Annotated in this window: 13 protein-coding genes; 12 read left to right on the plus strand and 1 reads right to left on the minus strand. The window is 35.8% G+C overall.

The window, feature by feature from the left end; genetic code table 11:
- Nucleotides 1-11: 11 nt before the first annotated feature.
- The 11 genes from BTM29_RS06845 (at nt 12) to BTM29_RS06895 (ending at nt 12,574) form a co-directional block, all read left to right on the plus strand.
- Nucleotides 12-440 (plus strand): DUF1149 family protein, encoded by a 429-nt coding sequence (locus BTM29_RS06845; RefSeq protein ID WP_076615176.1) that lies wholly within the window; start codon nt 12-14, stop codon nt 438-440.
- Between the two features lie 110 nt (nt 441-550).
- The gene (locus BTM29_RS06850) at nt 551-2,953 is read left to right on the plus strand and encodes a DNA translocase FtsK (protein ID WP_076615181.1); all 2,403 of its coding nucleotides are present in this window, start codon (nt 551-553) and stop codon (nt 2,951-2,953) included.
- Nucleotides 2,950-4,227 (plus strand): EF-P 5-aminopentanol modification-associated protein YfmF, encoded by a 1,278-nt coding sequence (gene yfmF / locus BTM29_RS06855; protein ID WP_076615185.1) that lies wholly within the window; start codon nt 2,950-2,952, stop codon nt 4,225-4,227. Before BTM29_RS06850 ends, yfmF begins: the two co-directional genes overlap by 4 nt.
- A gap of 14 nt (nt 4,228-4,241) precedes the next feature.
- Nucleotides 4,242-5,468, plus strand: coding sequence for an EF-P 5-aminopentanol modification-associated protein YfmH (yfmH, locus tag BTM29_RS06860; RefSeq protein ID WP_076618786.1), 1,227 nt, complete (start codon nt 4,242-4,244; stop codon nt 5,466-5,468).
- 10 nt (nt 5,469-5,478) lie between these two features.
- Nucleotides 5,479-6,198 (plus strand): elongation factor P 5-aminopentanone reductase, encoded by a 720-nt coding sequence (gene ymfI / locus BTM29_RS06865; protein ID WP_076615190.1) that lies wholly within the window; start codon nt 5,479-5,481, stop codon nt 6,196-6,198.
- 65 nt (nt 6,199-6,263) lie between these two features.
- Nucleotides 6,264-7,127 (plus strand): helix-turn-helix domain-containing protein, encoded by an 864-nt coding sequence (locus BTM29_RS06870; protein ID WP_076615193.1) that lies wholly within the window; start codon nt 6,264-6,266, stop codon nt 7,125-7,127.
- Between the two features lie 100 nt (nt 7,128-7,227).
- Nucleotides 7,228-7,812, plus strand: coding sequence for a CDP-diacylglycerol--glycerol-3-phosphate 3-phosphatidyltransferase (gene pgsA, locus BTM29_RS06875; protein WP_076615197.1), 585 nt, complete (start codon nt 7,228-7,230; stop codon nt 7,810-7,812).
- A 23-nt stretch (nt 7,813-7,835) separates the two neighbouring features.
- On the plus strand, nt 7,836-8,390 hold the full coding sequence (locus BTM29_RS06880) for a CinA family protein (RefSeq protein WP_076615201.1): 555 nt from the start codon (nt 7,836-7,838) through the stop codon (nt 8,388-8,390).
- Nucleotides 8,391-8,508: 118 nt separating this feature from the next.
- Nucleotides 8,509-9,663, plus strand: coding sequence for a recombinase RecA (gene recA / locus BTM29_RS06885; RefSeq protein ID WP_076618789.1), 1,155 nt, complete (start codon nt 8,509-8,511; stop codon nt 9,661-9,663).
- Between the two features lie 128 nt (nt 9,664-9,791).
- A complete protein-coding gene (gene rny / locus BTM29_RS06890) occupies nt 9,792-11,357 on the plus strand; it encodes a ribonuclease Y (RefSeq protein WP_076615205.1) in 1,566 nt (521 codons plus the stop codon).
- 131 nt (nt 11,358-11,488) lie between these two features.
- Nucleotides 11,489-12,574, plus strand: coding sequence for a glycosyltransferase family 4 protein (locus BTM29_RS06895; protein ID WP_076615209.1), 1,086 nt, complete (start codon nt 11,489-11,491; stop codon nt 12,572-12,574).
- Nucleotides 12,575-12,724: 150 nt separating this feature from the next.
- Here the strand turns inward: BTM29_RS06895 and BTM29_RS06900 are convergent, their stop codons facing one another.
- A complete protein-coding gene (locus BTM29_RS06900; RefSeq protein WP_076615213.1) occupies nt 12,725-13,354 on the minus strand; it encodes a YigZ family protein in 630 nt (209 codons plus the stop codon).
- Nucleotides 13,355-13,382: 28 nt separating this feature from the next.
- On the opposite strand from BTM29_RS06900, the gene BTM29_RS06905 reads away from it, so the two are divergent.
- Nucleotides 13,383-14,678 carry a helicase-related protein gene (locus tag BTM29_RS06905; protein WP_076615217.1) on the plus strand — a complete coding sequence of 432 codons (1,296 nt, stop codon included), beginning with the start codon at nt 13,383-13,385 and terminating at the stop codon, nt 14,676-14,678.
- Nucleotides 14,679-14,681: the final 3 nt, after the last annotated feature.

Here is a 14,681-nt window from a genome sequence, read left to right on the forward strand (position 1 = left end):
GGATAATTATAATGAAGACAAACAAAGGTGAAGTAACCGTACAATCCTTTCATTACGATGTTGAATCACCCGCAGCTGACGTTAAGTCAGATCTGCAGATCTCAATTGAACATCCAGATTTGTTGGATGCAAAGGGCAATCCTTTAAGTGAAGACGAAGGTAAAATATTCCAAATAGTAATTCCTTTTGAAGTTCATCCAGAAAATGCACCTTTCAAAGTTTCTGGTCTTATTGGTCAAGTTGTCCAATTAGTTGGATTCCAAGGAAAACCAGAAGATCTCGAGCCCAAGCAAGTTGAACAAATTTCACGTCCGGTTGTTGAGTATATTGAAACATTGACATATCAAGTGACAGTTGTTGCACTTAACCGTGGAGTTTCATTGAATTTTACAGCACATAATAATGTTGAACCAAATGATACAACAAAGGATAAAAAGTGAGACAGCCGAAAGGCTGTTTTTTTGTTTTGTGAAATATTCTCCAGAAGTTTGTACTACTTAGATTCTAAATGTATAATTTTAAAATAGTGATAGGATTATGTGAGGTTTATATGGTAAAAAGAAAGGCGAAATCTACGCCTACTAAAAGAACTAGAAAAGCCACTCCAAAAAATAAGAGTGACAGCAGATTATTTAGATCTATTTTTGGCCTATTGCTGATTGTATTATCAGTCTTGGGTTTATTTAAATTTGGTATCATTGGTAACTTTTTTGACAATATTTATCGAATCTTTGTTGGGGATAGTTATCCAATAATGTTAATTGTCAGTATATTCGTGGGTGCCTTTTTAATCGCTACGGGAAGATTACCCGTTATGACGCCTAAGCGAAACTTTGGATTTTTATTCACATATTTGGGAACGTTAGTAATATTACATATTTTGATGTTCAATAAGATTCAACTTTACCACAACTATAATTTGGTCACGTGGAATACTTTATCAGCTGATATGGCTGATTTCACAGTTAATAAGTCTGTTGGTGGAGGGATGATTGGATCTTATTTATACAGCCTATTTATGCCGCTATTCTCGATTTGGGGAACGTATTTCATTACATTCCTAATGATTGCAGTTGGAATATTGATGTTATTCAATGTAACGATGAAACAAGTTGCGATTGTTACAACCAGTATCTTGGTTCATATCAAGCAAGGTATGATCAAAGTAAGAGACGATTTATCTGGTCATTATAATAATTATGTTGATTCAAGAGAAAACGAGAAATCAAAGAAGCCAGAGAAGGTACAACCAGAGTCCAAGGTGGACCGTGACAATAGTCGATTTAAAGATATCAATAGTTTTGCCAAAGACGATACAGAGCCAAGTAAGTCTGATGATTCAGATTTTCAAATCGATATGCCGACCCAATCGTCAACTGATGAAGTGGTTGAGTCAGCACCTACCAAAACGGCTCAGGTCATATCTAAGCCTTATGGCATTGATAATACTGATAAAAAAGATTTACCAACTCCAGTTAGCTCCAGAAATATTGATGATGACGATTATAAGTTGCCTTCATCAGACTTGTTGGAGCAACCAAAGCGCGTTGACCAAAGTGGTGAGGTCAAGCTTATTGATGAGAATAAAGATAAATTGAAACAGACATTCAAGAGCTTTGGTGTCAATGTGGATGTTAAAAAAGCCAGCCTTGGACCAACTATTACAAAATATGAAGTTCAGCCAGCAGTTGGTGTAAAGGTAAGTAAAATCGTTAATTTAGCTGATGACTTGGCATTGGCACTAGCCGCTAAGGATATTAGAATCGAAGCGCCTATTCCTGGTAAGTCGTTTGTTGGTATTGAAGTTCCAAATAAAACGATCTCGACAGTTTCATTTAAAGATATTACTGAGAATCAAAAAGATAAAACGCATCCATTGATAGTTCCACTAGGGAAGGATGTTTCTGGTAATATTATTGAGATCAATATAACAAAGATGCCGCATTTATTGATTGCGGGTTCTACTGGTAGTGGTAAGTCTGTTGCTATCAATACCATAATTACCGGTATTTTGATGAAGGCCAAGCCTAGTGAGGTCAAGCTGATCTTGATTGATCCTAAGATGGTTGAGTTGAATGTTTATAACGGAGTGCCTCACTTGTTGATCCCAGTAGTAACGGATGCAAGAAGGGCTGCAGGTGCCTTACAAAAGGCGGTTACCGAGATGGAACGTCGTTACAAGTTGTTTGCGGAAACTAACCATAGGAATATTGGTGAGTATAACGAAGACGTTGACAAATTCAATGAGACCGCTGAAGCAGATAACAAAATGGAAAGATTGCCATTTATTGTAGTCATTGTTGATGAATTATCAGATTTGATGATGGTAGCAGGACATGAAGTAGAAGCAGCCATCGTTCGTTTGGCCCAAATGGCTCGTGCCGCAGGATTACATATTATCATCGCTACACAGCGTCCATCAGTTGATGTTATTACTGGATTGATCAAAGCCAATATTCCATCTAGAATGGCCTTTGCTGTCTCTAGTGGTGTTGACTCTAGAACTATACTTGATTCAGTTGGAGCTGAGAAGTTGTTGGGTCGTGGTGATATGTTATTTCAACCAATCGGTAAGAGTAAGCCAGTAAGGCTTCAGGGAGCTTATATTTCTGAACATGAGGTTGAAAACGTCGTGAAATTTGTTAGTGAACAACAACAAGCTGAATACGACGAAGATATGATACCAACTGATATAGATGAAAATAATTCTAAGAGTGATAAGCCCAACGATGAATATTGGGACGATGCAGTATCTATGATAGTTCAGCAACAATCTGCCAGTGTATCGATGTTGCAACGTAGGTTCCAAATCGGTTACAATCGAGCAGCTAGAATGGTAGACGAAATGGAAGAAAAAGGGATTGTTGGACCTTCTGAGGGTAGTAAACCTCGTAAAGTATTATTAACACAGGAACAATTAGATTCAATTAAGAAAAAACAGGTGGAAAATTGAGAAAATCAATCGCAAATAATGTGGCTTTGAATATTAAGCCAATAAAAAAGTTTCGTACAATCAAAATTCAAATTGATTTTTTAAGACCATTATCAAGAGAAGAGACTACGAAAAGACGTTTATTAGCCAATGTTTTGTCCAATTCTACGAAGCATTATCCAACCTTTAAAGCGTTGAATGATCGTGAAATGGAACTGTACGGTTCTGAAATAAACGTGTACACACGTAATTTATTAAACTTTAATGACTTGGCTTTTAGTATTGAATTCGCTGATCCTAAGTTTTTATTACACGATCCCAATCAATTAAGTGAAAATCTTAATCTTTTAGGTGAGATAGTCTTTCAACCTAATCTTAAAAACGATTCGGAGTTTGATGATATAGCATTTGACACTGAGAAAAGAAACTTGATGTCAAACCTAGCTTCAATAGATGACAATCAAGATTTGGTCAGTATATTGGGACTTACCAACTTGCTTTACCAAGATAACCCTAATCGTCAAGTTCCAATCTTTGGTGATATTTTACAATTGAAGGCATTGAACAACGCTGATTTATATGATCATTATAAAGATGTATTAAAAAATGACGCGGTCGTTGTTAATGTTGTTGGTGACGTTGATGAAGAGGAGTTCACTAAGACTTTCATGGATAGTGAGTTTGTTTCTAAATTGAAGAGTGACCGTCAAAATCTATCTATTGAGTTTGACCATTTTGACAAGTTGGTTAATACTCCTGCCTCAAAAGAAGACCACAAACATTTGAATCAAAGTCGTTTGGCAATTGCATATTTAACTAAAAAAATCGATGTTAAAAATAGTCGACTAGCACCGCAAGCAATGAACTTGATACTTGGTGGGGATGATCAATCACAATTATTCCAGCAGGTGAGAGAGAAGAATAGTTTGGCTTATTCAGTTTCTAGTTCATATCAGCCAATCAGTCACTTGGTTACGATTCAAGCTGGTTTGGATGCTAAAAAACTTGGTCAGGCAACCGACTTAATTAATAAACAGATTGATTTTATAAAAAATGATAAATTTACAGATGATCAAATTGTCCACGCCCAAAAGGTCATGGATACTAGAAGAGAGATCTCATCAGATTCGATTCAGCACTATATCATGCGTAGTATTTGGGAAACAGTATATTCTAAGTCGTTACTAACTGATGAACAATTTAAGATTGAACTTGATAAAATGGATCGTAAACATATTGTGGCAGTTGCTCATGACATGAGTGAAATTGCACAGTACAGACTAATTGGGGATTAATGATTGGAGAACGTATGGCCGAAAGACTTAAGAAATATTCTAAGAAATTGAAGAATGGTTATGAAATAGAAGTGGTTCCACTTCCTAGTTACAATCAGGTGTATGGTCTTGCAATGACGGACTTTGGATCAGTTGATACTCGAAATGGTGATCTACCTGCAGGTATTGCTCACTTTATTGAACACAAGTTATTTGCCAAACCGGGATATGATGTCTCCGAAAAGTTTGCAGAATACGGTGCTAACTCTAATGCATATACTAGTTATACAAAAACAGCCTATTTGTTTCAGACTCTAGATAACCCCTATGACAATCTAAAGGTGTTGTTGGATTTGATTCAAAATCCACATTTTACTGAGGAAAACGTGGCTTCTGAACGTGGCATAATTGATCAAGAAATCCAAATGTATCTAGATATGCCAGAATGGGTATTAGAACAAAGAATTTTGGGACAGTTATACCCAAATGATCCAATATCTCAGGATATTGCAGGAACTAGTGAGTCACTTCAACAGATTAATAAGGACAATTTATTGGCAACTTATCAACAGAATTATCGTCCTAATAATATGGACTTAGTTCTTGTTGGGGATGTTGATTTCAAAAAAATTGAAGATATTGTTGAGAATTCTGATTTTCATGGTAGTCCTGATATTCTTCCATCAATAAAACAAGATTTTGAACCAATTGGTGCCGGTGGTCAGGAAAAAATGGAAATAACTCAAGGTAGATCAGCATATGGAATTAGGATAGACGCTGATGTATCAAAGCCTGAGTTAGTTAAGTTGCAGTTTGAATTAAATATGATTATGGAGACTTTGATAGGTGAAGCTTCTGATAATTATGAAAAAATGAGCAATTTAAATATAATTGATGACAGTTTTTCTTATAATGTTGTTGCAGAAAACAACTATTGTTTTATGATTGTAAGTGGGTCAACTAATTATCCTGAAAAATTTCAGGAATACTTACAGAAACATTTGTCATTTGATGAATTAAAAAAAGTCTTAGATACAAAGAGATTTGAAAGAATCAAGCGTGATGCAATTGGATCATATTTGTTTGCTCAAAACTCACCAGACGCTATTGCCAATCAAATGGCTGAATTATACTTTTATGATGTTGATTATTTGGAATTGATCAAATTGATCGACTCGATTAGTTATGACGATGTTTTGCAAGTAGCAGAGCAATTTATCAAGGATGATAATTGTACCTACTACAATATTTTGCCGAAATAGGAAGTATTTTATGTATGCATTAGTGATGGGAAGCTCTGGTGATATTGGTGCTAGTACGGCAAGAGTTCTTGCTGCAAAGGGCTGGTCATTATATCTTCACTATAATAAGAACCAAAAGCGTATTGCTAGTTTGCAAAGTGAATTGGCGACTAAATATCCACATCAGGACTTTTTGCCAGTTCATTTTGATATGAGTCTTGATAAAGTTGATACTTTGACTAAGCAGATATACGGATTAGATGCGATTATATTTGCGCAGGGTAATACCTATTACAAGTTATTAGTTGATATTGAAGAAAAAGAAATCGACGCTTTGTGGAATATCCACATTAAGATGCCAATTTTGATTTTGAAGGCACTACAGGATAAATTGGCACGAACGCATCACGGTAGGATAGTTTTCATTGGTTCCATCTATGGTAAAGTTGGATCTGCAATGGAAGTTGTTTATAGCACTGTTAAAGGAGCCATGACCTCGTTTGCTGACGCATATGCTAAAGAGGTCGCATCTTTGGGCATCTCAGTTAATGTTGTTGCTCCAGGTGCTGTTAATACTAAGATGAACGCGGAGTTTTCTAGTGCGGATTTAGAAAGTATCAAAGAAGAGATACCTGCCGATAGATTGGCAACACCAGATGAAATAGCTGATTTAGTTAGTTATTTTGTTAATGTAAAGTCAAACTACTTAACAGGACAAACGATTTATTTTGCTGGCGGTTGGTTGTTATAACGTCGTTGGTTGTTCAGTAATAATATATGTTATACTTAGAAAAATTAGTTAATCGGTGGTAAATAATGGACGAAATTGGCCAAAAATTAAGAAATGCACGTATAAAAAAAGGATACACAATTGATGACTTACAACAAGTCACAAAGATTCAGAAAAGATATTTGATAGCGATTGAAGAAGGACAATTCGATCATTTGCCCGGTGATTTTTATGTGCGCGCTTTTATCAAACAATATTCGGATGCTGTTGATATTTCTAGTGATGATTTGCTAGAAGAATACAAGGCTGAAATTCCTGATTCTCAACCAAAGGAACCAGTTCAAAGTGAAGAAAAGAAGAATACTAGATCTATTAAAGAAGAATCTAGCTCATTCTTTTCAAACTTAGGTAATTATATTCCACAAATTATTGTGGGAATTATAGTTATTGTGATTATTGGTGTTATCGCCTTTGGGATGATGCATAAGAGTTCTAGCTCTTCTAATGTAACTATTCCAAAGGATAGTACTGAAGAAACTGCAAAGAAGTCATCTAGTGATACAAAATCTACAAAGAAAGCTACTTCAACAAAGAAGAAGTCAGCTGCAAAGAAGAAATCAACTAGCTTAACAGTTAAAGAGTCAAGTACAACAGGAACATATACAGTCACAAACTTGCCAACTGATGGTGCTGATGTGACAGTTTCTGCTGACGGTGGACAAGCCTGGATTCAATTTGGTGAGGGTTCTGACACAACTTGGCAACAAGCTTTAAGCTCTGGTGAGAAGAAGACAACTAAGATCACTAGTGACGTTACATCATTCTCAATTCAAACGGGTAATATTACTAATACCAAAGTAAGTATTGGTGGTAAATCTGTTGACTTGAGTAGTGTTAGTTCTGGTAGTTCAATTGTGCAAACTTTGACATTTAATGTTGAAAATGATTAAAAATAAAGAGGCTTAAACACTTTGTCCTAGCCTGAAATATATGAGGCTAGGACAAAGTCCGGCCTCATTTTATTTTGCTAAAAAACGGAGGAAATTAAAAATGGTTTGGAATTTACCAAATAAACTTACTATGTTACGTATCATCTTGATCCCTATATTCATAATTCTATTGGCGTTTAGCTGGGGAGGATTAGGTGATATCTATGTTGCCAATGACTTGATACCAGTTAACCATGTACTCGCAACGGCGGTATTTATTATTGCCTCGTTAACAGATTTGGCTGATGGCAAAATTGCTCGTGCCAATCATCTTGTTACTAATTTTGGTAAATTTGCTGATACTTTAGCAGATAAGATGCTTGTTATGACTGCCTTTATCTTTCTTGTAGAATTAAAAATGGCACCAGCTTGGGTAGTTGCAATTATCGTGTGTCGTGAATTAGCAGTTACAGGTCTTAGAATGATTGTTCTAGAAGAAGGCGGCAAAGTAATGGCTGCTCAAATGCCGGGTAAGATCAAGACAACGACTCAAATGTTGGCAATTATATTTTTACTTATGCACAATATCTTCTTCTCAGCTATTAATTTCCCAATAGGTCAAATATTGTTGTATATTTGTTTATTCTTCACTATATATTCAGGTGCTGATTATTTTATTCAATCAAGAGACATATTTAAAAAATAAAACGTAATTTAGAAGTGAGAACAATGAAAAAAGAAAAAGCTTTTGCTCAATATCGTGAAATGATTGAAGCTGCCGACTTTGAATCAGGTATTCCAGAAGAATTCAAATCAATACCTAAGGATACAGTGGAACAGCTTAAGAAACTTAATATGACTATTTCTGCCGCTGAAAGTTTAACTGCAGGATTATTTCAATCCTCAATTGCAGATATACCGGGTGCCTCGCAAGTTATGGAGGGTGGATTTGTAACATATTCTGATGAAGCCAAGGCCAATTTGCTTCACATTAGTTCAGATATTATCAAGAAATATACAGTAGTTAGTCCTACAGTTGCTCAAGTTATGTCTGAGTCGACTGCTAAGATAAATAGTGCTGATATTGGTGTTGGTCTGACTGGAGTTGCTGGACCTGATCCACTTGAAGGAAGCCCAGTGGGTACAGTCTTTATCGGTGTTTATGATAGAAAGATTGATTCATGCATAGTTAGAGAATTTCACTTTGAAGGTTCAAGACGTGCCGTTCGTTTAAAGTCAGTTATTATAGCTTTTGTTCTCGTACAAAAACTCATTCAGGAGTAATTATCTTTAAACAAACATTTGTTCGCTTTTTTCTTGCTTTTTTGAATGATAACTAATAAGATACTAATGATGAATGCATTAGGAGGAAACTAATTTGGCTAAAGAAGAGAAAAAAAGAATAGAAGATGAAGACGCACGTAAACAAGCACTAGACAAGGCTTTGAAATCAATTGAAAAAGACTTTGGTAAGGGTGCTATTATGCGCATGGGTGATGATGTTGACACTCGAATATCTACAATTTCATCTGGTTCTTTAGCATTAGACAATGCTCTTGGCGTGGGTGGATTTCCACGTGGTAGAATTGTTGAAATTTATGGACCTGAAAGTTCTGGTAAGACTACTGTAGCGTTACACGCTGTTGCAGCAGTTCAAAAAGAGGGCGGAACAGCAGCATATATTGATGCTGAAAATGCCATGGATCCAGCATATGCAACTGCTCTAGGCGTTGATATTGATAATTTACTACTTTCTCAACCTGACACAGGTGAACAAGGATTGGAAATTGCCGATGCCTTGGTTTCTAGTGGTGCGGTTGATATTGTTGTTGTCGATTCAGTTGCAGCTCTAGTACCACGTGCTGAAATTGAAGGTGACATGGGGGATGCCCATGTTGGTTTACAAGCACGTTTGATGTCACAAGCATTGCGTAAGTTATCAGGAACAATAAATAAAACTAAGACAATCGCTTTGTTTATTAACCAAATTCGTGAAAAAGTTGGTATCATGTTTGGTAATCCTGAAACAACACCCGGTGGTCGTGCATTGAAGTTTTATGCGACTGTACGTCTTGAAGTACGCCGTTCTGAGCAGATTAAAGATGGATCAGATGTAATTGGTAACAAGGTTAAAATCAAGGTCGTTAAGAACAAGGTTGCGCCACCATTTAAAGTTGCACTTGTTGATATCATGTATGGACATGGTATTTCACAGACTGGTGAATTGGTTGATATGGCCGTTGAAAAGGATATTGTTAATAAAGCCGGATCTTGGTACTCATATAAAGATGAGCGAATCGGTCAAGGTCGTGAGAATGCCAAGGCATTCTTGGCTGAGAATCCAGAAAAGATGGCTGAAATACGTAAACGAGTTCGAGACGCTTATGGTATGGATGGTAAACCTGCAGAAGACGAAGAGGATTCTAAGGACAAAAAAGATCCAAAAGATAAAAAAGATTCTAATAAATCAAGTGATAAATCAAAAGATGAAAAGACTACCAAGACAGCTGATACAGTGTTGAACTTGGGAGCTTCTGAAGAAAAAGAGACCAAATAGGTCTCTTTTTTACTTTTTGGTTGGTTGACAGGTGATATTTATTCTATAATATAAACGTTGTATGTAAAAATTCTGTAATAATTGCTTTTACAAACAAATACTTAAAGAAACGATTTGGAGGTGATGGCATGTATCATGCTATCGTAACCTTCTCTTTCGCACTAATAACATTAATTGTGGGTATCTTCTTCGGATATGCATTCTGTAAGGATGCCTACGAAAAAAAACTTTCACAAGCTAAACAAACTGCTGAGGATATTGTTGTCGATGCTAAAAAGTCTGCAAAGTCTCTGAAAAAAGAGACTTTACTTGAAGCAAAAGACGAAATTCATAAGTATCGTGAAGGACAAGAAAACGAGTTGAAAGAACGTCGTCAAGATGTTCAGAAACAAGAAAATCGTGCTCTTGAACGTCAAGATATTCTTGATAGAAAAGACCAATCGCTTGAAAAGCGTGAGGAAAATATCGAGAAGAATGAAAACAATATTACAGCTAGGAAACGTAAACTTGATGATAAGGACAAACAATTGACCGCAACTCTTGAAGAACAAAAGGCGGAATTAACTAGAGTAAGTAATCTTACTAAAGAACAAGGTAGAAAGATTATTCTAGGTGATTTAAATAAAGAGTTGACACATGAACGAGCTACGATGATTAATGATAGTAATGAGCAAGCAAGACAATATTCTGATAAGGAAGCAAAAGCCCTTATCGTTGCTGCTATTCAACGTAGTGCGGCAGATACAGTTTCTGAATCTACCGTTACAACGGTCTCATTACCTAATGAAGACATGAAGGGACGTATTATTGGTCGTGAAGGTAGAAATATCAGAACGATTGAGTCTCTAACAGGAATTGATTTGATTATTGATGATACTCCTGAAGCAGTTGCTCTAAGTGGATATGATCCAATTAGAAGAGAAATTGCTCGTATGGCTTTAGAGAAATTAATTGAGGATGGCCGTATCCATCCAGCTAGAATTGAGGAAATGGTCGATAAAGCTAGAAAAGAAATGGATGATCACATTAGAGAGGTTGGAGAACAGACTATTTATAGTTTGGGAATCAGCTCAATAAATCCTGATCTTATCAAGATTATCGGTCGTATGCAGTATCGTACAAGTTATGGTCAAAATGTTTTGAGTCATTCAATTGAGGTTGCTAAATTATCCGCCATAATGGCAGCCGAGTTGGGTGAAGATGTTATGCTGGCAAAACGAGCAGGGTTATTACACGATATAGGTAAAGCTATTGATCGTGAGGTTGACGGTTCACACGTAGAAATAGGTGTTGATATCGCAACTAAATATAAAGAACCAGAAGTAGTTGTTAATACAATTGCTTCGCATCATGGGGATGTAGAACCAACTTCTTTGATTGCAACCATTGTTGCTGCAGCTGATGCAATTTCAGCCGCTAGACCAGGGGCTAGATCAGAGTCTATGGAAAACTACATTCATCGACTTGAAAAACTGGAAGAAATTGCTAATAAGCATGAGGGTGTTGATCATTGTTATGCTATTCAAGCAGGTCATGAAATTCGTGTTATGGTTAAACCTGAGCAGATTTCAGATGATCAAGCAGCAATTCTTTCTAGAGATATAAAGAATGAAATTGAAGAGAATCTTGAGTATCCAGGTCACATTAAGGTTACAGTGGTACGTGAGGTTAGAAAAGTTGAATTAGCCAAGTAGTATTGGCTAATCAAATAGGGGGACTGTACTCATATTGAGCGCGGTCTTTTTTTAATTTAGTTTTGGTATTGTAACCAATTATTGTATAATTGAAATATTATGAGAAAGTGAGTTTCGGGGGTAATCCGTGTATGTTTAATGTAATAGTGTATCTGTTTTTGACAATGATATTGTCTGCCATAATAACTCCGTTTGTAATTAAACTTGCTTACATTTTGGGTGCCGTAGATAATCCAAATGCTCGTCGTGTAAATAAAAAGCCAATGCCTACTATGGGTGGGCTGGCTATTTTTATTGCCTTTACATTTTCGACCTTTGTATTGTTGCGAAATCAAATTCCTAGCCATGAACTATTCAGTGTCTTCTTGGCAGAATGTATTATTATTTTGACAGGAATTATTGATGATATTAGAGAATTATCGCCAAAAGCAAAAATGGCCGGAATATTCGCTGCAGCACTGGTGATTTATTTCTTAGCCGGAATCAGAATGAATGAAGTCGTAATACCTATATTTGGAACCTTTCAACTTGGCTGGTGGAGTTTCCCAGTTACGATCATTTGGATATTAGCTATAACTAATGCAGTTAATTTGATTGATGGACTTGATGGCCTTGCAACAGGTGTTTCAATAATCGCCTTGTTCACCATGGGAGTTGTTGGATATTTCTTTTTGAATATAACTAATGTCTATGTATCAATTTGGATTTTTGCTTTAGTGGCAGCCTTACTAGGATTCTTACCACATAACTTCCATCCGGCCAGTATCTTCTTAGGTGATACTGGGGCGTTGTTTATAGGATTCATGATGGCAGTATTTTCATTAAAGGGTTTGAAGAATGTGACCTTTATTACCATGTTGATTCCAGTAATTATCATGGGAGTTCCAATAACAGACACTGTATATGCAATGTTGAGAAGATTCTTGAATAAGAAACCAATCACTCAAGCTGATAAACATCATTTACATCATAGATTAATGCAATTAGGATTATCACATAGACAAACCGTTCTGGTTATTTATGGATTGTCATTGATATTTGCATTCATCTCATTGCTTTACCCACTATCAAGTTTGTGGGGCAGTGTTCTTTTGACAATTGGTGTATTACTTGGTTTGGAACTGTTCGTTGAATCCATAGGCCTTCTTGGCGATAACCGACAGCCATTGTTAAGAACGATTCAGAAGTTTGTTAAACGATTAGAAAAGAAAGATTGATTCACGAAGTTGTACAAAACACGTTCAGTTTTCGAATATGGTACAAAAAAGAAGCCGGTATTTACGCAAGTAAATGTCGACTTCTTTTTGGTTGATGGAGAAAATTGTGTTTTGGCACGTGTTTTTATTACAAATTTGAGTGAGAGAGTTTTAAATAGACACTTGTTTATAAGTTTGCTCGATCTCATTAAATACTATTTGATTTTGAAATTGGTTAGTAATATCTTGAATTATTTCTTGATGCTTTGCCAGATCTAGATATACATTGCAAGTGACATCAGTAGAGAAGGTCTTATTTTCTAGAATGATCTGCTCATTTTTGGCATAGTTTTCAAACTTGTCGTATAGGTGATAAGGAATGGTCAATTCATATCCTTGCTGTAAACGATTTTCAACTAGGCCAATTTCTTTAATGGCATCGGATGTAGTGGATGAGTAGGCACGAATTAGTCCTCCAGCACCTAATTTTATGCCACCAAAATATCTAGTTACGACTGCAGTAACGTTTTTTAAGTCGTTTTGTTGTAAGACATTCAGGATTGGGGAACCCGCAGTCCCACTAGGTTCTCCATCATCTGACATGCGTTCTATTTCAACGTTTTCAAGAACTATAAAGGCCGTGCAATTATGTGTAGCACCAGATTCTTGCTTTTGGATTTTTGAAATAAATTGTTTGGCTTCATCTTCAGAAAAAGTTTGAGCAATGTGTGCAATGAAACGAGACTTTTTTATATCTTTTTCAAACGCTCCTGTTTGAGCAATTGTTTTATAATTTTGCAAATTTGTTATTCCTTTCGTAATTTAATTTATGAATAATTTAAATGAATATTTAGGTGGTCGTATTTTTAATACGACGGAATTGAATGATGAACAGATAGAATTATTGCTTAGTATCGGTGGCAAAAAAATAAATGCTATAGAGAATAATGTTTGCCAGAGATGCTTAATGATGGTGAAAAATAATTCAAAACTTATTTATTGTCGAAGTTGTATCAACCTCGGCAGAATCAGTGAGCGTGACCAATTGATAATTTCACCAGCAGAAGCACTATTTAGCGATAGGAGTCCATCTTTACAGTGGTCCGGTGAATTAACCATTATGCAGAAAAAAGCTTCTGAGGAGCTTATTATGGCATATAATACGGGAGTTAATCACTTAGTTTGGGCGGTTACTGGTGCCGGTAAGACTGAAATGACGTATCCATTGATCGAACGTATTATTTCTGATGGTAAACGTGTGGCTTTTTGTTCTCCTAGAGTTGATGTTTGTATTGAACTATTCCCTAGAATTCAAGCAGCCTTCCCACAAGTTAGTATTGGATTATTCCATGGTAAAAGTGAAGAAACGTATTCATTGACACAAATAATGATCTCCACTGTGCATCAACTAATAAAATTTGATAAGGCTTTTGATGTGTTGATAATAGACGAAGTGGATTCATATCCATTAGCGGGGAATGAAATGCTTGAAAAGGCCATTTATAAAGCAAAGAGACCAACAGGTAATTTAGTATTTTTGTCAGCAACACCGCCAAAAAGGTTGATAAAAGATGTTGAAAACAAAAAAATCACTATATCTAAATTGTATCAAAGATTCCATACTTATCCATTACCACAGCCTAAGTGCCACATGTTATTCAAATCTAGTGATTATTTTAGGATAAATCCAAGAATAAAATTAAAAATAAAAAAATTGATAGAAAATAATGAACGGTTTATGTTATTTTTTCCAAAAATTCCAGCGATGTTAAAATTTTCTGAGAGTTTAAAAATCATTTTTCCTGAATTAAGTTTTGTGGACGTTAGTTCAAAGGACGAACAAAGATTGGATAAGGTTTCTCAATTTAGAAAAAAAGAAATTCAAGCTATTTTAACGACTACTATCTTGGAACGTGGAGTAACTTTTAAGAATATTACCGTGATAGTGATCGATGCGGATGCTAAAGAATTTTCTAAAACTGCACTAATTCAAATAGCTGGTAGAGCCGGTCGTGCTAAGGAATCTTATGATGATGAGGTGCATTTCTATTATCAAAGTTACAATCGACAAGTTAAACAGGCTTGTTCTGAAATAAAATATCTGAATCGACAGGCCAGCAAATGAGAT

The organism is Companilactobacillus allii (assembly GCF_001971585.1).
In the GTDB taxonomy this organism is placed as follows: Bacteria; Bacillota; Bacilli; order Lactobacillales; family Lactobacillaceae; genus Companilactobacillus; species Companilactobacillus allii.